At 67.2% G+C, this 20,963-nt stretch carries 18 protein-coding genes; 9 read left to right on the plus strand and 9 right to left on the minus strand.

The genetic code is table 11. The features are described 5' to 3' along the window. Positions 1-51: 51 nt before the first annotated feature. From NK1_RS13515 to NK1_RS13545, 7 genes are all read left to right on the plus strand, one after another. Complete coding sequence (locus NK1_RS13515) at positions 52-1,554, plus strand: MlaD family protein (protein WP_063008866.1); 1,503 nt, start codon at positions 52-54, stop codon at positions 1,552-1,554. Continuing rightward, positions 1,554-2,585 (plus strand): MCE family protein, encoded by a 1,032-nt coding sequence (locus tag NK1_RS13520; RefSeq protein WP_063008867.1) that lies wholly within the window; start codon positions 1,554-1,556, stop codon positions 2,583-2,585. Before NK1_RS13515 ends, NK1_RS13520 begins: the two co-directional genes overlap by 1 nt. Continuing rightward, positions 2,582-3,589 carry an MCE family protein gene (locus tag NK1_RS13525; protein WP_063008868.1) on the plus strand — a complete coding sequence of 336 codons (1,008 nt, stop codon included), beginning with the start codon at positions 2,582-2,584 and terminating at the stop codon, positions 3,587-3,589. The genes NK1_RS13520 and NK1_RS13525 overlap by 4 nt, the downstream gene beginning before the upstream one ends. Then, the gene (locus NK1_RS13530; protein WP_245660475.1) at positions 3,586-4,698 is read left to right on the plus strand and encodes an MCE family protein; all 1,113 of its coding nucleotides are present in this window, start codon (positions 3,586-3,588) and stop codon (positions 4,696-4,698) included. Before NK1_RS13525 ends, NK1_RS13530 begins: the two co-directional genes overlap by 4 nt. Beyond that, entirely contained in the window at positions 4,695-5,789 is a 1,095-nt protein-coding gene (locus tag NK1_RS13535; protein WP_063008869.1) for an MCE family protein, read from the plus strand. The genes NK1_RS13530 and NK1_RS13535 overlap by 4 nt, the downstream gene beginning before the upstream one ends. Beyond that, positions 5,786-6,955, plus strand: coding sequence for an MlaD family protein (locus NK1_RS13540; protein ID WP_063008870.1), 1,170 nt, complete (start codon positions 5,786-5,788; stop codon positions 6,953-6,955). Before NK1_RS13535 ends, NK1_RS13540 begins: the two co-directional genes overlap by 4 nt. 61 nt (positions 6,956-7,016) lie before the next feature. Next, positions 7,017-7,907 (plus strand): hypothetical protein, encoded by an 891-nt coding sequence (locus NK1_RS13545; RefSeq protein WP_063008871.1) that lies wholly within the window; start codon positions 7,017-7,019, stop codon positions 7,905-7,907. Between the two features lie 82 nt (positions 7,908-7,989). On the opposite strand, the gene NK1_RS13550 is transcribed toward NK1_RS13545, so the two are convergent. From NK1_RS13550 to NK1_RS13575, 6 genes are all read right to left on the minus strand, one after another. Next, positions 7,990-8,613, minus strand: a complete 624-nt coding sequence (locus tag NK1_RS13550) for a ribonuclease H family protein (RefSeq protein WP_063008872.1) — start codon at positions 8,611-8,613, stop codon at positions 7,990-7,992. A 10-nt stretch (positions 8,614-8,623) separates the two neighbouring features. Beyond that, a complete protein-coding gene (locus NK1_RS13555) occupies positions 8,624-9,139 on the minus strand; it encodes an SRPBCC family protein (RefSeq protein ID WP_063008873.1) in 516 nt (171 codons plus the stop codon). 241 nt (positions 9,140-9,380) lie between these two features. After that, the gene (locus tag NK1_RS13560) at positions 9,381-10,151 is read right to left on the minus strand and encodes a hypothetical protein (RefSeq protein ID WP_063008874.1); all 771 of its coding nucleotides are present in this window, start codon (positions 10,149-10,151) and stop codon (positions 9,381-9,383) included. A 388-nt stretch (positions 10,152-10,539) separates the two neighbouring features. Then, entirely contained in the window at positions 10,540-11,331 is a 792-nt protein-coding gene (locus NK1_RS13565) for a TIGR03084 family metal-binding protein (RefSeq protein ID WP_063008875.1), read from the minus strand. Positions 11,332-11,387: 56 nt separating this feature from the next. Beyond that, on the minus strand, positions 11,388-12,743 hold the full coding sequence (locus NK1_RS13570; RefSeq protein WP_063008876.1) for a DUF445 domain-containing protein: 1,356 nt from the start codon (positions 12,741-12,743) through the stop codon (positions 11,388-11,390). A gap of 125 nt (positions 12,744-12,868) precedes the next feature. Beyond that, positions 12,869-13,873 carry a zinc-binding dehydrogenase gene (locus NK1_RS13575; protein WP_063008877.1) on the minus strand — a complete coding sequence of 335 codons (1,005 nt, stop codon included), beginning with the start codon at positions 13,871-13,873 and terminating at the stop codon, positions 12,869-12,871. 316 nt (positions 13,874-14,189) lie between these two features. On the opposite strand from NK1_RS13575, the gene NK1_RS13580 reads away from it, so the two are divergent. Then, entirely contained in the window at positions 14,190-15,239 is a 1,050-nt protein-coding gene (locus NK1_RS13580; protein WP_063008878.1) for an AurF N-oxygenase family protein, read from the plus strand. A gap of 24 nt (positions 15,240-15,263) precedes the next feature. Here the strand turns inward: NK1_RS13580 and NK1_RS13585 are convergent, their stop codons facing one another. From NK1_RS13585 to NK1_RS13595, 3 genes are all read right to left on the minus strand, one after another. Continuing rightward, positions 15,264-15,998, minus strand: a complete 735-nt coding sequence (locus NK1_RS13585; protein WP_063008879.1) for a TetR/AcrR family transcriptional regulator — start codon at positions 15,996-15,998, stop codon at positions 15,264-15,266. A gap of 75 nt (positions 15,999-16,073) precedes the next feature. Beyond that, on the minus strand, positions 16,074-16,982 hold the full coding sequence (locus tag NK1_RS13590; RefSeq protein WP_063008880.1) for a hypothetical protein: 909 nt from the start codon (positions 16,980-16,982) through the stop codon (positions 16,074-16,076). Next, a complete protein-coding gene (locus NK1_RS13595) occupies positions 16,979-18,268 on the minus strand; it encodes a hypothetical protein (RefSeq protein ID WP_167354259.1) in 1,290 nt (429 codons plus the stop codon). Before NK1_RS13595 ends, NK1_RS13590 begins: the two co-directional genes overlap by 4 nt. A 275-nt stretch (positions 18,269-18,543) precedes the next feature. Here NK1_RS13595 and lon point away from each other — a divergent pair, with 275 nt between their 5' ends. Further along, positions 18,544-20,928 (plus strand): endopeptidase La, encoded by a 2,385-nt coding sequence (lon, locus tag NK1_RS13600; protein ID WP_063008939.1) that lies wholly within the window; start codon positions 18,544-18,546, stop codon positions 20,926-20,928. Positions 20,929-20,963 lie beyond the last annotated feature (35 nt).

Raw genomic sequence — 20,963 nt, forward strand, 5'->3', positions numbered from 1 at the left:
TCACCGGGCCGACCGGGTGCGGGTGTCCCGCATGGACACAGGGGCCTGAATATGATCATCGATCCGAGTGGCCGCGGACCGACGATGCGGCAGCTGCTCATCGCGGGCGTCTGCGGAATCGTCGTCATCGCCGCGGCGCTGACCCTGCTGATGGCCCGCTACAAGGGCTACATCCTGAACCCCAAGGTGGAGGTCACCGCCAACCTGACCACCACCGGTGACGGACTGCCCGCGCAGGCCGACGTGAAGTTCCGCGGCGTGCTGGTGGGCGCGGTCGAGGAAGTGTCGGTGGCCGCCAAGGGCGAGCTGCAGCAGGTGCACATCAATATGAAGCCGGACTACATCTCCGATATCCCGGCCAATGTCACCGCCCGCGTCGTCCCCAGCAACCTGTTCGCCGTCACCTCGGTCGAACTGGTCTACAACGGTCCCGACAACGCCTCGCTGAAGGCCGGTTCGCAGATCCCCGAGGACCACAGCCAGGGCACCATCGCGCTGCAGGACACGCTCACCACGGTCCGCACGATCCTGAACAAGATCGACCCCATGCAGCTGGGCCGCGTGCTGAGCACCCTGTCGTATGCGCTGGACGGCAGCGGCCGGGTCCCGGGTTCCACCGTCGAGCGGCTGAACAACTGGTTCACCCAGGTCCGGGCCGCGGTGCCGGATCCGGAGGGCACGCTGAACAACTTCTCCGCCTCGTTCCACGCGCTCAACCAGTCCGCGCCGGATCTGATGACGACGCTGTCGGAATCGGTCAAGACCGCGCAGACCATCGCCGACAAGCGCAGCGAACTGGCCGGCCTCATCACCGGCACCTCGGCGACCATCGACAAGGTCAACAACCTGTTCGCCCGCAACCCCGACGTCGGCAAGCAGCTGACCTCGGGCACCGGCGACATGTTCGGTGCGCTCACCGAGGACCCCGACGCGATCCCGCAGGCCATCGCGAACCTGAACGCATCGGTTCGCAAGCTGAGCTCGACCTTCCACTGGGGTCCGCAGCAGCAGATGATCTGGAACGCGGGGCTGACCTTCACGCCGTACAAGCCGTACGACCGGTCCGACTGCCCGCGCTACGGCGACATGGCGGCGCCGAGCTGTGGCACCGCCCCGGTGGTCGCCGATATCGGCCCGCCGACGCCGGCCCTGAAGCCGCGCACGCTGGACGCGTCGCAGGGACTGCCGAAGCTGCCGCCGATGCCGGGCCTGCCCGCCATCCCGGGCGTCACCACCGGTGACACCGCGCAGACGGCCGCGCCGCAGCAGGCGCCCAAGCCGGGCAACCCGTTCGCCGGAACTCCGCTGGAAGGTCTGTTCCCGCAGCTGCCCGGCCTGCCGGGTGCGCCGGCGGCCCCCGCGCCGCAGCCGGCTCCGGCCGCTGCTCCGGCCGCGGACGGGCAGAAGCCCACCGCGGGGCCGATCGCCTATTACACCGGACGCGACGCGATGAGCGCGCTGCTCGGCCGGGATCCGACGACTGCCGAATATCTGCTGCTGAGCTCGATCCTGAGGGGTGGAACCTTGCAAGTTTCCGAAAGCGGTGCCAGCTGATGAGAGGAATTCGCAAACCGCTGATCGGGTTCGGTATCTTCGCCATCGTCTCGGTCCTGGTGACCGTGGTCATCTGGAATACGCTGGCGCGCACCGTGAACGGTTCCACCCACAGTTACTCGGCGATCTTCACCGATGTGCTGGGCCTGCGTGAGGGCGACGACGTCCGGATGGCCGGCGTGCGCGTCGGCAAGGTCACCAAGATCGAGGTCGAGGGGCAGCACCAGGCCAAGGTGTCGTTCATCGTGCAGACCGATCAGACCGTGTACGGCAACACCAAAGCCCTTGTCCGCTACCAGAATCTGATCGGCCAGCGCTATGTGGCGCTGGCGCCGGGCAACAAGGGCGACAATGGGGCGCTGCGCAACAACGCGACCATCCCGGTCGAGCGCACCGAACCCTCGTTCGATATCTCGGGTCTGCTCAACGGTTTTCAGCCGCTGTTCGAAACCCTGCAGCCCCAGCAGGTCAACGACCTGACCAACACCTTCATCCAGGCGTTGCAGGGCGACGGTGTCTCGCTGAGCTCGTTCATCACCCAGGCCGCCGCACTGGCCGGTGACTTCCAGCGACGCGATGTCATCCTGGCCGACGTGATCACCAAACTGTCGGGCGTGATGTCGGGACTGGCGAAACGAGGTGACGAATTGGAGACTCTGGTGACCCAGACCCGTGCGCTGATCGGCGGGCTCTACGAGCAGGGGCAGTCCCTGCAGGCTTCGACCCTCCAGATCGCGAATGCCACCAGCTCCCTGGTGAACATGGTCGATCAGGTGCAGCCGAAGATCACGGCCGCGCAGAACTCGTCCACCGACGCGCTGACCATGCTGATCAACAACGGCGCCAAACTGGATCAGGCCGCGATCGACCTGCCGGGCATCCTGGCCGATGTGGGCAAGTTCAGCTCCGACGGCGCCTATGCCAACGCCTACCTGTGCACGCTGGACGTCTCGCTGTACGGGGTGCTGTTGCCGCGAGGTCTGGTCAGCCAGATCGGTGGACCCAACCACTCGGCGGTGTGCCGCCCATGACGACATTCGGTACGCGAATCAAGAATCGCTTCCAGGGCAACCGCTTCTTCTGGCTCGGCGTCATCGGCGCCGTCCTCATCGTGGTGCTGCTGGTGGTCTCGAGCGGTTACAAGAAGCTGGGCGTCGGCACCAAGGACGTACAGGCGGAGTTCGTGCAGACCGCCGGCGTCCAGACCGGTGACAAGGTGAACGTCGCCGGTGTGCCGGTGGGTACGGTCGCCGGGGCGAAGCTCGAGGGTGACCACGTGCTGATCACCCTGCACGTGAACAACGACGTGAAGCTCGGCCCCGATGCCCGCGCCTCCATCAAGATGGCCACGCTGCTGGGCGCGCGCTTTGTCGATCTCGACCCGGGCAACGGTAAAGGCTTGCCGGGCAACCGGATTCACAAGTCCAACACCAAGGTTCCCTACGACCTGGCCGATGTGGTGCAGATCGGCACCCCGAAGTTCGAGGCGCTCGACACCCAGAAGCTGGCCGAATCGCTGAAGGTGCTCGGTGACCAGATCGACGGTTCCCCGCAGCTGACCGCGCAGGCGCTCGACAGCGTCGGCGCGCTCGCCAAGACCATCAACGATCGGCGCGACCAGGTCGACGGTCTGCTCAAGGATCTGGACAAGGTCACCCGGATCCTCGGCGACAACCGCAACAGCGTGCTGCTGGTGATCACGCAGGGCGAGGCCATCGCCAGCCGGGTGATGGAACGTCAGGAGCTGCTGAAGCAACTGCTGAACAACACCGCGACCCTGACCAAGCAGCTGCAGCAGATCGGCGCGGAGAACAACAACCAGCTCGGCCCGACCATCGAACAGCTGAACACGATGGCCCAGGGTCTGCAGAAGAACAAGGACAACCTGGACAAACTGTTGACGATCATGCCCGCGTCGCTGCGGCAGTTCAACAACGTGTTCGGCAACGGCCCCTACGGTGAGGTCGGTGTGCCGTGGCTGTTCCCGGACAACTGGTTGTGCTTCGCGCGAGTGATCGAGGGGTGCCAGGGATGATGCGGAAAACAAGGCGGGACCGCGCCCTGAATACATGGCGGGCTCGCGCCGCGAGGACGGTCGCGATCGGTGCGGCCGTACTGGTGGCCGGCAGCTGCGGTTCGGTGCAGAACGCGGTGGGCGGTTCGACCCACATCACCGCCGACTTCCGCAATATCGCCGGCGTGTTCGAGGGCAATCCGATCACCGTGCTGGGACTCGAGGTCGGCAAGGTCGACAAGATCATCCCCAAGGGTGAGTACGTCGAGGTGCACATGACCGTGAACCACGATGTGGACATCCCGAAGAATGTGACGGCGGCGATCGTCTCGCCCTCGATCGTGACCAACCGGCACATCGAGCTGACTCCGCGCTATACCGGCGGGCCCAAGCTGCCGGACAACACGCACCTCACCGTGCAGCAGACCCGCACCCCGGTCGAACTGGACACGATGATCAAGACCATCGACCAGTTCACCGCCGCGCTGAAGCCGGCGCCCGGCCAGACCCAGGGTCCGCTGTCGGGCACGCTGCTCTACGACATGGTCAACGGCCAGGGCGAGCGGATCCGCGACACGCTCAACGCGCTGTCGGGGGCGTTGAAGGTCGGCGTCGACAACAAGGACGCCATCTCGACCATCATCATCAAGCTCAACGAGCTGACCGCGATGCTGGCCGACAACGACCAGTCGGTGCGCGACTTCAGCAACAAGGTCACCCAGATGTCGGCGCTGCTGGCCGAGCAGGCGCCCGGTCTGCAGGCCACGCTGGACCAGCTCAACGACTTCCTCGCCAACACCAGCGGCGTCTTCAGCCAGTATCAGAGCCAGCTGTCGGAGAGCCTCACCGGGCTCACCAAGGTCACCGACCAGCTGCGGCAGAACGCGGCCGGTGTGATCGAGACCGTCGACGTGGCGCCGCTGCTGCTGCAGAACCTGGACCGTTCGATGGACCGCAACCGCGGCTTCGTCCGCCTGCACGCGGTGCTCGGCACCGCACTGTCCGGTGAGGTCGTCAGCCTGTTCTGTGAACGCATCCAGATGAAGGCCGACGGCTGCCGGACCGGCAAGATCGAGGATTTCGGACCCGACCTCGGGTTGTCCGCCGCACTGTTGGGACTGACGAAATGACGGCATCGACGCGCCTGCGGCGCACCTGGCTGGCCCTCGGCGTCTCGGCGGCCGTGGCGGCCTCCGGCTGCGGTCTGACCGTGGAGAGTCTGCCGCTGCCCAAACCGGGGCAGTCCGGTGAGACCTATACCCTGCACGCGATTTTCGCCAACGCGCTCAACCTGCCCGATCAGGCCAAGGTCAAGATCGGTGGTTCCGATGTCGGTGTGGTCACCCACATCTCGACCAAGAACTACCAGGCCATCGTCGACATGGACGTGCGCAAGGACATCACGCTGCCGCGCGATGCCACCGCCGAACTGCGCCAGGCCACTCCGCTGGGCGACGTCTTCGTGGCGCTGTCGAAGTCGAAGTCCGACGAGACCACGCCGATGCTGAAGGACGGCGACACCATCGGCATCGACCACACCTCGGCCGGCGCCACCGTCGAGGAACTGCTGCTCTCGGTCTCGATGCTGTTCAACGGCGGCGGCGTGGCCGCGCTGACCAAGCTGACCTCGGAACTGGATTCCGTGGTCGGCGGCCGGCCCGAGCAGCTCGCGAGCCTGATCAAGCAGATGACGAGTGTGGTCACCACGCTGCACGCCAACAGCGATCGCATCGACAGCACGCTCAACGGCTTCGACGCGCTGACCAACACCATCGAGGCCAACCACGACCAGTTGGGTCGGGTGGCGGATTCGCTGCCGCAGATGATCGGCGCCATCGCGGAGAACAACAAGCAGATCGGCGATCTGCTCGGCAAGATCTCCACCACCAGCGCGGCGCTCGGCGACTACGCCGAGACCAGCCACGATCAGCTGGCGAGCCTGCTGGAGAATGTGCACAAGCTGATGGACGCGCTCTCGCGTGCCGGTAACGACCTCGGCCCGGCGCTGGACGCCCTGCACGAGATCCGGCCGAAGGTCGACGCCTCGTTCAAGGGCAACACCCTCGCCGTCGCCGCGACGCTGACCCAGCTCGACGTCGGCCTGCTGACCGATCCGCCGCACAGCAAGTTCTGGGATCTGCGCGATCTGCAGGACATGGCGGGCAGTTTGATCCAGGTGCTGCAGATCGTCTACGGCCGAGTGACAGGGGGCCACCGATGAGCTGGCTGCTGCGACACAAACTGCTGCTGTCCACGATCGGACTGGTGATCGCGTTCGTCGTGGGTGCGACGTATCTGGCTGTGTACGTCATGCGCATCAACCCGCTGCGCAGCACCTACACGGTCACCGTCGCACTCGACCGCTCCGGCGGTCTGCAACCGGGCAACGACGTCACCCTGCGCGGATTCCGCGTCGGCAAGGTGAATTCGATCAAGCTGGCGGATCGGGGCGCCTCGATCGCGGCCGAGGCCCAGATCGACACCCGGTACAAGATCCCGAAGGCCACCCATGTCGTCGTGCACGCCCTCTCGGCCGCCGGTGAGCAGTACATCGACTTCCAACCCGAAACCGACAAGGGCCCGTACCTCGCCGACGGTTCGGTGATCCCGTTCGATCCGCAGAAGGTGCAGACCCCGACCCCGGTGTCGGCGGTGCTGGAGAACGCCAGCGGGTTCTTCGATCAGATCGACCCGGACCGGTTCAGCACGATCCTCACCGAATTCGACACCGCGCTCAGCGGCGGACCGGATCAGCTGCGCGACATGGTCGATGCGCTGAGCCTGGTGACGGCCGGTCTGGACAATCTGCTGCCGCAGACCACCAATCTGCTCACCAGCCTGCGGACCATCGCGGCCACCACGTCGAACGCGCAGCCCGATCTGAGCACCCTGACCCAGAACTCGTCGACGTTGTTCATCCAGTTCAACAACGCCAACGACGAGCTCCGCAAGGTGCTGGACCAGGCCCCGGCGCAGATGAAGTCGCTGGGCGCGACACTGGACGAGACCACCGATCCGATCACCAGCCTGGCGACCAACTTCGTGGCCGTCACCAAGGCGGCGCAACTGCGGCTGCCGGCACTGCGGGCGCTGTTCCCGTCGCTGGTCGTCGGTAGTTCGGCCATGGGGGTGCCGGCCCACGACGGAGAGTTCTATACGATCCTCGATATCTGGCCGCGCCCGTTCTGCCAGTACTCGCACGCGCCGGTCGCACCCAGTGTCGTGACCGACGGTTCGTTCCCGAAGTACAACTATTGCACCAACGCACCTCCGGACCAGCAGATTCGTGGTTCGGCGAACGCGCCGCGGCCCGACGTTCCGAACAACGGAGCGCAGATGCCGTCGGGTGCCGATCCGAACGCTCGGACCCCGAAGCCGGTGCGGTAAGTAGAGTGGCCCGAAACATACGGCGTGGTTTCCACATGCCGGGAAGGTGACAGATCGATTCATGTCCGATGACGACACCGCCAAGGACAAGGCGAACAACGATGCCGAGTCGACCGAGAAGGTCGACGCGGCGCAAGACAGCACCGCCGCGGACGCAACGGTCAAGTTCGAATCGGACTCGTCGGTTGCCGCCGACAAGGGTGCCGATACCGCGAAGCCGACCGATACCGCGAAGCCGACCGATGCGGACAAGACGGTGAAGCTCGAGACCGCGGGCCCGGCCGCGGCCGATGCGTCGACCGTCAAGTCGGCGGCCCCCGCCCCGGCCGGTGCGCCCTCCTCCGGGAAGAGCACTCCGTGGGTGCCGATCGTGTCGGCCTTCGCCGCGGGCGTGCTGCTGGTGGCCGCGGTCACCGCGGTGGTGGTCTTCTATCTGAAGGCCGACAACCGCGAGGATCAGCTCGCCGCGCGCGATGATTCGACCAAGGCGGCGTGCGATTTCGGCAAGGCCGTGGCCAGCTACGACTCGAAGGATCTCGACGCCTACTTCAAGAGCGTCAACGATCTCTCGACGGGTGAGTGGGGCAAGTTCTTCAGCGGCGCCTCGGACACACTGAAGCAGGCCATGGTCAGCGTGCAGGCCAAGTCGAAGCTGGACGAGATCCACTGCGCGTGGGAGTCCGGCAACGACAGCCAGGCCAACGTGGTGCTGGTGATCACGCAGGAGCAGACCAACCAGGCCGTTCCGCAGCCGGACAAGCTGACCATTCCGGGTGTGGCCCAGATGGAGAAGCACGACGGCAAGTGGCTGGTCGCGAAGTTCGACTCGCCGGTCACCAAGGGTATGGGCCCCTCCGGTCCGGCCCCGGGTGCGCCGCAGGCGGCTCCGGGTACCAGCCCGCAGGCCAACGGTGGTGCGCAGCCCGCACCGGCTCCGCAGCCGGGTAACTGATCCGGTCGACAACCGGGCGCCTCCGGCGGTGGGCCGACCCACCACCGCCGGAAGCCATTCGGTTGGTCTGACGCGTGCCCGGTCAGAAAAGGGTGAGGGCGTCCGCGGTTTCGGCTGTCGCGCGTCCGCGTTTCGGCGCCGGCTTGTCGGTGACGACGACCGTCAGCGGCGTCGTCGCGGCGGTGTCGGACATCGTCTCGGCGGGCGCCGCGGCGGGGCGAACCGCGGAAGGCAACGGTGGGAGATCGACGATGCCGTTCGGAGTCGCATCGGCCCGGCCCGCGGCGGCGCGGGCGGCCTCCCCGGCGAGTTTGTCGGCCTGTTCGTTGTAGTAGTTGCCGACGTGCCCGCGCACCCAGCGGAAACGCACCGGACCCGGCCGGGTGGCGATCGCGTGATCGATCCACTGGACGAGTTCCACATTCTTCACCGCGCTGCCGGTGGCGGTGCGCCAGCCGTTGAGGCGCCAGCTCGGTAGCCATTCCGACGCGCATTTGATCGCGTACAGCGAATCGCTTTCGATGAACAGCGGTTCGGAGCCCGGATGCGCGCGAATCGCCTCCAGAACCGCGCGTAGCTCGGCCACCTGGTTGGTGCCGGAGGCCGCGCCCGCGCTGGCCGAAGTGCCCTGATGATTGACCCACGCCCAGCCGATGGCGCCGCCAGGATTGCGCAGGCAGGATCCGTCGGTGCTCACGATGATCATGACCGGTACCCTACGCAATCCGGCCGACAAGATCCGTGCCGTGGAATTCCTCGATCTCCCTGCGCAATTGCGCCTCGCTACGACGGACCGCCGCCCTGGCCAGCGCGTCGATGGCCTTGGCGGCCGGGCGGGCCGGCCAGCCGTGCGCCGGGGTGTAGTCCGCCTCCGAGGTCAGCACCGACCGGCCGTACCCGAGCGGATCGAATCGCAGGGTCAGCGTGGCGAGCGCGGGGGCCGCTTCCGGGTCCTGCGCAGGCGCCACCTTCCCCGGCCGGCGCCTGCGCAGGGTGTACCCGATGACCGCGTTGCGGCGGTATTCGGTGATCTCACAGTCGACCGTGGGATGCCACAGCCCCAGCCGGAACGTCGCCGCGTAGACCGCACCCGGTCCGTGGCCGGCCTCGCCGACCGGTTCGAAGGCTGCGATACCGAACATCCAATCCGGGACGAACAGATGGTTGTCGGTGTACGTGAATGCGACCTCCACCGGAGCCCCGACGTCGCTCGCGTACCTGATGTGGCCCATAGGCCCTCCCTGTTCCACGCTTGCCACAAAAGTACTACAGAATTCCTCTTTATTAAACGGTTACCGGGGAATAACGTGCGGCCCGCGCGCAGAGTGGCGGATATCCGCTGACGAGGAGAAATGCGGCAAACGACCAGTACGTTTCGAGTGTGCTCGCCGGGAGCGGGCACAGACGACAACCGGCCAGGCACCTTGACGGTACCCGGCCGGAAGGATGTCGAAACGCTATGCCACCGTGACGCTATGTCACCGTGGAATCCGGCGCTGCCGGAAGCGCTGCCGCCTGCGTCGAATCGGTGGCGGCCGGATCGCCGGTGTGGTCCGCGGGAATCCGCTCCGGGCCGGGCGCGGGCACCGGAGCCGGGCGCGCGTGCCGCTGGACCTGGACGTCGTGGCGGCCCAGCAGGGGATCGCTCATCGCGACGCTGAACTCGCCACTGTGCACATCGACGTCGGTACGGAATTGGGTCACCGCATCCTCCCCGGCGCCCTGCCGATGGTCCGGGGAGCCGTTCGCGCCCAAGGCGGCCGGCACATTCGTGTCGAGGGTGACGGCGAACGAATGCTGTTGTGTCCTGGACAGATTCGCCCCGACGTAGGTTTCGCCCGTGAGGTTCAGGCGACCCCCGACGCCGCCCGGACGGGAACTCGCGGGTGCGGTGTCGATGCTCGGTGAGCGGTCCGCCGGTCCGGGCACGATGCGCATCGGCGCTGCCGCGCCGTCGGCCGCGAGGGCCGGCAGGCGACGGGATTCGGCGGCCGGGCGCCACGACCCGGTGGCGGCGGGAGCGCTGCTCGGTGACGTCTCGGATCGGTCTGTGTCGGGCGCCGGGACGATGGTGTCGCCACGTTCGCCGGAACCGATGACGCCCGGCAGGCCGGGACCGCCGATCTGGTTGACGATGTAGGTTCCGGCGGCGACGGTCAGGCCGATACTCGCCATTCCGGCGAATACGACGGCGGTGTGTTGCAGAATTTGGCCGGTGGACCGGGACTGCGCGGACTGAGCCATACCGGTGCGTCCTTCCCTCTCCCCTGGTTCCCCTCGTTGCCGACCCGCACCGTTGAAAGTCGTACGCACGTCCAGGTTACTGCTTGCGGACGGGAGATTCCGAGGCCCTGCGGTCAAGATCACAACAGCGAGCGAAGCGGTGTGAAAACCGCTGTTCACACCGTCCGGACGGCGCCGGCGCGCCGCCTACCGCCGCTGCCCGCGCAGGTTTGCGCCGGAACGACGCCGGGTAACCCCACCAAGCTGGCGAGCGTCAACTTCGAGCCGCGATCTCGAAGTCCTCCGGCCAACGGCGTCCGGTCGGCCACAAGCACGTCGCACTTCGAGTCGGCGCTCGCCCGCTCTATCCGAAGTCTTCAGGCGCACATCGGTCTTCAGGCCCAGTCCTTCAGGCGAACTGGCCCACTTCGCGCCCCGATCCGGGAGGCCCGGCGAAGGCCTGCGCGATCGTCAGCCATTCCGCGGCGTCGCTTCCGGTGGTCACCAGCGGGAGATCGTCACGATGCCGGCGCTGCGTCACCAGCAGGCAGAAGTCCGACGCCGAGCCGCTCACGCGCTGCGCGGCATCCTCCGGGCCCCAGCTCCAGACCGATCCGTCCGGTGCGGTGAGCTCTACTCGGAACGGTTCCGCGGGTGCCTGCCGACCGTGCACGGCGTAGGCGAAATCGCGGGTCCGCACGCCGATATGGGCGATATTGCGCAGTCGCGCCGTCGGCGTCCGCACCGCGCCCAGCGCATCGGCGACATCCTGACCGTGTGCCCAGGTCTCCATCAACCGTGCGCTCACCATCGACATCGGGCTCATCGGCGGCCCGAACCAGGGCAACTTCGTGCCGGGGGGAACCGCGCGCAGCGCCCGCGCCAAACCGGCCCGGCCGCGACGCCACCGATCTAGCAGTTCGGGCGGCGGTGTGCGCGCCACCTCGGCGGCGCCGTCGTCGACGAACGTGGCGATCCTGGCGGTCGCCTCGCGCAGCAAGTCGGCGAACGCCGCGGCATCGGTGGCCGCGATCGTCGATACCTCGTCGGTCCAGGTCAGGTGGGCGATCTGATGGGTGATGGTCCAGCCCGGGGCGGGCGTCTCCCGCGTCCAGCCGCCCGGATCCAGCGGCGCGACGAGACGGTCCAGGTCCGCGCATTCGGCCTCGAAGTCGTCGAGCAGCGCCTCCAGGTCAGCCATGACCGAAAGCATGGCAATGCCCCGAAAAAAATGCAAGCACGCGCGCTTGTATTTTCTCACCAACCGAAGATCAGCAGATGCACCGCGCCTACCACCAGGCCCAGCGCCGCGCCGTGCAGATACAACAGCCAGGCGTCCTGTTCGACCGAGGCGTAGAACATCTCCATGAACTCGCCCGGCGTGAGTTGTTTGAGCTTCCGCGCCGCGAATTCGTCGATCTTCTTGGCCTGGTCCAGGGCGAAGGCCTCGTCCTGCACCAGGCTCGGAGCCAGGCTCACCGCGGCCCCGGCCGCGCCGACCTGCAGGTTGTCGAACTGCCGCGCTCCGAAGGCCGCGCGCACCACCGAGCGCGTGGGTCCCAGCTGGGTGCGGATCTCGTCGGCGATCAGATGTTCCACCAACTGGCGGGTCTTGTCCCCGTTGGGACCGTCCAGCAGTTCCGCCGCCAGATTCGGCAGGGTCAGCACCTGATAGGCCAGGATCTGCGCGAGGTCGTCGGCGGCCTGCGGTTGCCGCTTGGCCAGCAGCGCCTGCCGCCAGAGGTATTTGTAGCGCGGCTGCGGATCACCGGGTTCGAACACCATCTTGATGGCGATCATGTTCACCAGCACGCCGATGGTTGCGGCCGCGGCCAGGACCACCAGCCATCCCGGGATCCACCCGATCACCGGAATGTCGTGATGGACATGCATGTACAGCGCCAGCAGGACACCGAACGGGGCGCCGAGCAACCCGATCCGCACCATGAACCGCAGCTCCGGCGCGGCGATGGTGGTGGTCAGATCCTTGAGGATCTCCGGATTGGCCTGCAGATAGCGGATGACGAAACTCTTGATATCGATGAGCTGGTCGACATTGTCGCCGAGCTGCTCGAAACCGCGCCGGCACAGTTTTGGCAGTTCACGGTCGATGCGCTGATAGAGAATCTGTTTCGCCGGACGCGGCACGGCCCGCCACAGTTCCGGATTCTCCCGGTACATCACATCGTCGACGATCTGCTGCAACTGTTCGTGCGCGCGGTCGGCGATATAGTCGGCGATCCCTTCCAGGTCCAGTTCGTGGATGAAATCGCGCGGGCTGCCGATTCGCATGATCGCCATATCCACGCAGATGCTGGCCATCTTCTCCGCACGGGCGGGAATGAAGCCCTGGAAGCCGAGTCGCTCACCGTCGCCGGAGAACGTCGGCAGCACCTGCACCCGGCGCGGGAAATAGGGATACAGCACCTTCAGGCCCGGAATCCGGACGCCGCGAAATTGCAACGGCCAGAACAACATCAGCACGCCGGTCCAGTTGGTGAGCCAGCCGGCCACCGCGCTGAAGATCGGGAAGGTGATCAGGTCCACGACGAATTTGGACTGTCCGGTCAGTTGTTCCCAGTCGATGAACACACCGCCGGCGACTACCGCCATCGTGGATCCCCCTTGCGCCGTGCGGACTTGCGAGTTGACTGGGCCCCCACATTCTCACCGGGGCCAGACGGTGTCAATGCGGCGGGGCGGCACTTGCCCTGGTCGGCGGGGCAAACGCACCCCGTTCAGGGGTGCAGGACGAGTCGAATCGGATTGCCCTCTTTGGTTTCCAGCGCCCGCACCGCGGCCGGGGCTTCCGAGAGCGGCAGCACCGCGCTGACCGAGCGGGTGAGATCGAGACGATGCAGCCGCCGCAGCGCCACCAGTTCGGTCACATGTTCGGGCTGCGATCCGTAATGTCCGCGCAATTCCTGCTGGAAGAAGCTGAAGCCGATACCACCGGTGATCGTGATCGGCTTGTCGGTCAGGCCGACCAGCACCAGCCGCCCACCCGGCCCCAGGCAGGTGACGGCCTGTTCGCGCACCGCCGCCACTCCCGCGAAATCGAAGGCGGCCGCCAAACCGGCGCCGCCGGTCGCGGCGAAGATCCGCGGCCGCAGTTCGGGATCGGCCGGATCGAATGCCAGATCCGCGCCGAAACCGAGCGCCCGTTCCCGCGCCGCGGGCAGCGGATCCACCGCGACGATGGGCGCCGCGCCGACCATGCGCAGCAGTTGCACGCCGTGCGCGCCGAGACCGCCCACGCCCCAGACGCCGACCGGCTCGGCGGGCCGCACCTGGGCGGTCGCCGTGATCGCGGCCCACGGCGTGGAGACGGCGTCCGGGATGAAGCAGGCCTGCTCGAAGGGCAGATCGTCGGGTATGGGAACCAGGGTGTCGACCCGGGCCAGGGTGTACTCCGCCCACCCGCCGTCGTAGTCGACACCACGGGTGAACACCGCGCCGCCGCGCAGTTCACCCGCCTGCAGCAGCACCCGGTCCCCCACCTTCGCGCTGGTCACACCCGGTCCGAGAGTGTGGACAGTGCCCGCGACCTCGTGGCCGAGCGTCACCACGTCACCGGCGAGCATCACCGGGGTCAGCGTCCCGTCGATCAGATGGACATCGGACAGGCAGACACCCGCCGCTTCGACCTTGATCAGGACGTGGTCGGGACCCGGTTCCGGAGTCGGCACATCGTCGAGTTCCAGTCGGCGTTGCGGTCCCAGGTGAAGGCGTGCGGCCAGCATGTCGGGCTACTCCTCGTGGATCGGGCGGGCGGACCCGCGGGCCCGGCGAACCCGGTCGAGTATCGCATCGACATCGCGGTTTCGGCCGGAGTTGCGGGAGGGGGCGGTCGCGGTCGCCGTCCGAATCGCCGGGCTCCGGGGATTGTGTGGGACTACGAGTCCCATATATCCTCGAAGGATCACACCTGCTGGGTGTCGACCGCCGCCGGGGCCGAGCCTCGGGGGCCGGGAGCTAGGAGGCCCGATGAGCCACACTGCGAAGCCCGCTCGCCGGGCCGACCGGGTGCGGGTGTCCCGCGGAGCAGAGGAGACATCGATGACGCTGTCGAAATCCATTCGTACCGACCTATTCGGCCCGGACTACCGGGAGATGCTGGCGATCCTGTCCGAGGGATCGGTCCATCGCAATTTCGATCCCTATCTCGATATCGATTGGGATTCACCGGAATTGGCGATCGATCCCGACGATCCGAGATGGGTGCTGTCGCCGGAGCTCGACCCGCTCGGCGGAACCGACTGGTACCGGTCGTTGCCGCTGGAGCGCAGGATCGAGATCGGAAAGTGGCGCACGGCCAACGTGATCAAGGTCGGTGCCGCCTTCGAGAGCATCCTCATCCGCGGCATGATGCAGTACATCATGAAGCTCCCCAACGGATCTCCGGAGTTTCGCTACTGCCTGCACGAGATGACCGAAGAGTGCAACCACATCCAGATGTTCCAGGAACTGATCAACCGGATCGGCGTGGACGTCCCCGGGATGCGGCCGCTGTTCCGCGCGTTGTCGCCCTTCATCGGCGTGGCCGGCGGCTACGCGCACGCCATCCTGTTCATCGGCATCCTCGGTGGTGAGGAGCCGATCGACCACTATCAGAAGGCGATCATCCGGGAGGGCGAGTCGATGCCCCCGGCGGTGCTGCGTACCATGCAGATCCACATCGCCGAGGAGGCCCGGCACATCTCCTTCGCCGGTGAGTTCCTGAAGGCGCATATCGAGCGGATGGGTCCGTTCGGTAAGACGATGTGCGCGTTGGCGTTTCCGATCACGATGCGCTGGCTGGCCGGTGAGATCATGGCGCCCCCGCGCTCGTTCGCGAAGGAATTCGACATTCCGCGCGAGGTGATCGAGGACGCCTTCTGGCGGTCCCCGAACTCGCGCCGGATCCTGTCCGGCTACTTCGGCGATATGCGCAAACTCGCCGACGAACTGGGCTTGATGAATCCGGTGACGCGCAAGTTGTGGACATTGCTGCACGTCGACGGCGATACGTCGCGGTATCGCGGTGAGCCCGACCGGCGGAATACGGCGACCGCCGTGGCGGAGCGGCTACCCGTGGTCGGTTCTCTCGTCGGCTGGTTGGCGGCCTGACCGGCCGAAACTCGGCGCGCCGGATCACGGGATGTCGTTGACTCCCTCGGCCAGTGCGTTGATGAGTTCGATCAGCGGCAGTTCGGGGTCCAGGGTCAACCCGTGGGCGCGGGCCGCGCCGTCGAGCACGCTCCAGGCGTAGCCGGCGACCTCGGAGATCAGCTGTTCACGGCTCAGCAGTGGGTCCGGATCGCGGGCCCAGCGGCCGACGGTCGCCTCGGTCATCGACACGATGGCGAAGGTCATCGTGTCGGCCGTGGCCTCGTCGACCACACCGATCACCCCCGCCAGGCTCGACACGAGCAGCCGGGTCCGCGCCGCGATGGTGGCCTTGATGCTGCTGAGCGCGTCCACATCGTCGGGGTCGCCCATCGCCGGCCCGCTGCGCGCGAAGTCGTACAGCCGCGCATGCTCGGTGAGCCAGTCCGCGACCGCGGCGACCGTGCGATGCAGGATCCGATGAATCGATCCGTCCCAGATGTCCAGCGCCGCGTCGACGGTATCGATGAACTGCTCGGCGATCACACTCCGGGCCCGCCGATCCAGTTCGTCGCGCCCCGAAAATTGGCGATACACCACGGATTTCGCCAATCCGGACCGCTTCGCGATCTGTTGCATCGAGATCTCGCCGCCGCCGGACTCCTCCAGCAGTTCGATCAGCGCCTCGACGATCCGCCCCCGCCGACGGTCGTTGTGCGTTTGCCACCGCGCCTGCCGGCCCCCGATCGGGGCCGGTTCGGACGGGGAGGGAATCGCCACGCGGTCGAGTTTAAATCACCGGTTCCCGCGCGAATGGGCTTCGCTCGAGTCCAGGCCGGGCGCGGTGAGGGGTGATCAGTGCACCGTCAGCCGGGGGTCGGGTTTCAGATGGGTGATCGACAGATCGCGGTGGGCGATGCCGGGTGCGCCGGCGTGGATCGGGCGGATCGCGTCGAGAACCGCCACCGCGGTCAGGTGGTCCGCGGGATGGATTCCGGCGGTGTCGTGGAAGTCGACCGTCGCCGTGCCGCGGGCGGTATCGGTCACCGTGGTCAGGCGATAGCGCAGGGGCGCTGTGTCTTTCGTGCGGGCGGTCCAGGTCGACCGGTAGCTCAGTCGCGGGCCGAGTTCGCGTTCGATGATCACCGTGTCGACGATGCCGCTGTCGGTGGTGACGACGTCGATCGACAGCGTGGCGTCCGATTCGAACGTGGCACCGAAGATCGCTTGCTCGAGTACTCGCAGGCCGGCTTCGTAATATTCGCCGACGGCCGCCGCTGCCGCCTCTGCCCGCGCGGCGGTGGCCGTGCCGATGCCGATGTCCTCCAGGCTGTTCCAGGGATGGACGCCGCACTCGGGAAGGGCGAGCTCCTCCTCGAGTTCGACGCGGCGGATATCGCGGGTGACCTCGGCCAGCGAGCGGGTGATCCGGGCAGCGAGCTGGGCCGGGAAGCCGCCCGTCGCATGGAATGTCGAGTTTCCGCCGCGGGCGGCGTCCCGAATCTCGGCGAGCCCTGCGACCGGAAGAGCCGAGACGACATCGAGGCCGTCCGCCAGTAGTCGCAGCACATCGTCGGTAATGTTCCCGCCGATTTCGTCCAGGGTCGGCACGTGGACCACACACTCGGTTTCGGTCGGTGCGGGCTGTGCCGCCCTGATCCGCCCGGCCAAGCGCAGATCGGGCCGCGCATCGATGCGGGCGGCGAGCAGGTCGGAGACCGGCCCGGTGCCCAGCACGGCGACGGGAATGATCGGGGTGCTCATGCGGTCTCCAGCCGATAGCGCGAATCCAGGTCGGGCATCACCACTCCCGGTGGCGCGGAACATAATTCGGGGATGACGCTCAACATCGCGCGCACCGAGATGTCGGTGACCGCGGACCAGTCGGCGCTGTAGGCCTCGTCGTCCATCTCGTTGCGCATCTCGATCCGGGCCGGACTGCCGTCGAGGGTGATCACATGGCCGCCGGACAGGCTGCGCGGATGGTCCGGCCCCAGATGCGCATTGCCGGCGCCGACATGCCAGCATTCGGCATTCGTCATGAACAGGCGGTCGCCGAGGTATCCGCGATAGGTCATGTGGATCGCGCCGACGCTGCCGGGTTCGATCACGGTGCCGCCGGCTCGCACTCGTACCCGCGCGGGCACGGGATAGATATGGCGTTCGACGCGCACCTCGTCCGGACCCGCGCCGAACAGCGCATGCGCCACATTGCCGAGCACACCGTCGAAGTAGAAGTGCTGCATCAACCCGATCGCGTGGTCGGTGTCCACCGCGCTCAGCGGCATCCCGAAGCCGAGACTTTCCAGACCGCCCCACATCCCGTCGGGCGCGGCCGAGAGGTCACCGACTTCGAGGAATCGCACCTCGGTGATCTCGTCCAGCAGTCCGGCCAGCCGCAGCAGCAACTGCTCGACCATCAGGCCCGGATGTAAACCCGTGCCGTGCAACGACACTCCGCCGGCCTCGCACGCCGCCTGCAACCGGCTGCCCAGCGCCCGCCGGGGCAGTGCGCGATCGACGATCGGTCCGGCGAGCCGTTCGAGGATCGGGCGCAGCGGCCGCGCGGGCGCCGAATCCACCGCGCGCATCCCGGTCCGCAAGGCCTTCACCGCGGGCCGCAGCCGGGCGCCGAACGCATCACCGGTGACCTTCATATCCGCCACCGTGCGCAGGACCGACAGCGGACTTCGCGAGGCGGACAGCCACGTCGGCATCGACGGATTGTGATAACTCGCCGCGGAGACCACGTTCTTGCCGGATTCCAGCAGATCGACGACATCCGCGTCGGCGCCCTGGATCAGCGCCGGCGTGGTCGGCGTATGGACCACGCAATCGGCGTCCAAGGCCAGGATCTCGTCCTTCGACGTCGTCGCGGCTACGCCCACCGGTGCCAGGCCCGCCAGTTCGCCGATATCCCGGCCGTGTTTGTGCGGACTGAAGACCTTGACCCCGACGACCTCGAAGTTCGGCGATTCGAGCGCGGTGCGCAGCGCCCGCCCACCCATATCGCCGGGCCCCCAGATCACGAGCCGATACGGACGCTCCACAACCGCCTCCTTGCCGTAGGTGATCTGTTTAACACAGTGAGACAGTTCTCGCATCACTCTCTTACCAATCGCGTCGGCGCCGGTCATACCTCGTTCGCTGCCGGTGAACAAGGGGTCGGAACAACTCGGCACACCGTGTAGTTGAGTAGGTAACGCTCAACCCTGGAGGCGAAGAAACACAGGATCCGGGGCATGCTTTGGAAGGGGCTGAATCTGTGAGTACTCCACAGCGTCTGCCGGTGCTGTTTCTGACCGATCCGGTCGTGTTGCCGGGCATGGTCGTCCCCATCGAGCTCGACGAATCCGCACAGGCCGCCATCGACGCCGCACGGGCCGCGAAATCGGACTCCGTGCTGCTCGCACCGCGTCTGGACGAGGGCTACGCCGCCTACGGGGTGATCGCGACCATCGAACAGGTCGGCCGGATGCGCGGTGGCGCCGCCGCCGCGGTGCTGAAGGCCGAGCAGCGGGCGAGGATCGGGCACGGAGTCACCGGTCCGGGCGCCGCGCTGTGGGTGGAGGCCGAACCGGTCGACACCCCCGCACCCGATGCGCACACGAAGGAACTGGCCGCCGAATACAAGCAGCTGGTCGTCTCGGTCCTGCAGCGCCGTGAGGCCTGGCAGGTCATCGATGTGGTCAACCGGCTGACCGACCCCTCGGCCCTGGCCGATACCGCCGGCTACGCGCCGTATCTGACCGATGAGCAGAAGCGTGAACTGCTCGACACTCCCGATGTCGCCGAGCGGCTGACCCGGCTGATCGGGTGGACCAAGGACCACATCGCCGAGGTCGAGGTCACCGAGAAGATCAGTGAGGATGTGCGCGAGGGCGTCGAGAAGTCGCAGCGGGAATTCCTGCTGCGCCAGCAGCTCAACGCGATTCGCAAGGAACTGGGCGACGGTGAGCCCGACGGCGCGGACGACTACCGCACCCGGGTGGAGACCGCCGAACTGCCCGGCAACGTCCGCGAGGCCGCGCTGCGCGAGGTCGACCGGCTCGAGCGCAGCAGCGATCAAAGTCCGGAATCGGGCTGGATCCGCACCTGGCTGGATACCGTCCTGGATCTGCCGTGGGCGGTGAAAACCACCGACAGCACCGATGTTTCGGCGGCTCGTGCGGTGCTCGACGCCGACCACCACGGTCTGGAAGAGGTCAAGGACCGCATGGTCGAATACCTGGCCGTGCGCGCCCGCCGGGCCGCACGTGGCCTGGAGGTCGTCGGCGGTCGTGGCTCCGGTGCCGTGATGGTGCTGGCCGGACCTCCCGGTGTCGGTAAGACCTCGCTCGGTGAGAGCGTGGCGCGGGCCCTGGGCCGCAAGTTCGTGCGTGTCGCCCTGGGCGGTGTGCGCGACGAGGCCGAGATCCGCGGTCACCGGCGAACCTACGTCGGCGCTCTGCCGGGCCGGATCGTGCGTGCCATCAAGGAGGCGGGTTCGATGAATCCCGTCGTCCTGCTGGACGAGATCGACAAGGTCGGCTCCGACTTCCGGGGTGATCCGGCGGCCGCGCTGCTCGAGGTGCTGGATCCGGCGCAGAACCACACCTTCCGCGACCACTACCTGGATCTGGACCTGGATCTGTCCGATGTGCTGTTCATCGCGACCGCGAACGTCATGGAGACCATTCCCGGCCCGCTGCTGGACCGCATGGAACTGATCACCGTCGACGGGTACACCGAGGACGACAAGGTGGCCATCGCCCGCGACTTCCTGGTGCCGCGGCAGCTGGAACGGAATGCGCTGACCGCCGAGGAGGTGTCGTTCACCGACGAGGCCCTGCGGGAGATCGCGGCCAACTACACCCGGGAAGCCGGTGTGCGCCAGTTGGAGCGACTGCTCGCGAAGGCGTTGCGCAAAGCGGCGACTCGGCTGTCGCAGGACGAGCTCGGTGGTGAAACGGATGGCGCCACAGCGGCTTCCGAGCAGCTGGTGATCGGTCTCGGCGATCTGAAGGATTACCTGGGCCGTCCGCGCTTCACCCCGGATTCGGTGGAACGCACCTCGGTCCCCGGCGTGGCGACCGGCTTGGCGGTCACCGGCGCGGGTGGCGACGTCCTCTACATCGAGGCCAATGCCGCCGAGGGCGAGCGCTCGCTGACCCTGACCGGTCAGCTGGGTGACGTCATGAAGGAATCCGCGCAGATCGCACTGACCTATGTGCGATCGCACCTGGAAGAGATCGGCATCGAGGCTCCATCCGATGCCGCAGCTCCCGAGGGCCTACGTGGTTACGCTCCGCTGCCGCCTTCGGCTCGCCGGAGCGCTGCGGGGGTGCTGGATCGCAACATCCACATCCACTTCCCGGCCGGTGCGGTGCCCAAGGACGGTCCGTCCGCGGGTGTCACCATGGTCACCGCTCTGGTGTCGCTGGCCCTGGGCCGCCAGGTGCGCGGCGATGTCGGCATGACCGGTGAGGTCACGCTGAACGGACGGGTGCTGCCGATCGGCGGTGTGAAGCAGAAGCTGCTCGCCGCCCAGCGTGCCGGCCTGAAGACCGTGTTCATCCCGGCCCGCAACGAGCCGGACCTGGACGAGGTCCCCGCCGAGGTGCTGGCCGCCCTGGACGTCCGCCCCGTCGCCGACGTGGCCGACATCCTGGCCTACGCCATCGAACCGGTCACCGAACCGGCCTACCAGGCCTTCGCCGCGAGCGCCTGATCCGGACGACCGGCTGTTACGAGTCGAGGGGCCGT

The sequence above is a fragment of the Nocardia kruczakiae NBRC 101016 genome, assembly GCF_001612965.1.
Classification (GTDB): Bacteria; Actinomycetota; Actinomycetes; order Mycobacteriales; family Mycobacteriaceae; genus Nocardia; species Nocardia kruczakiae.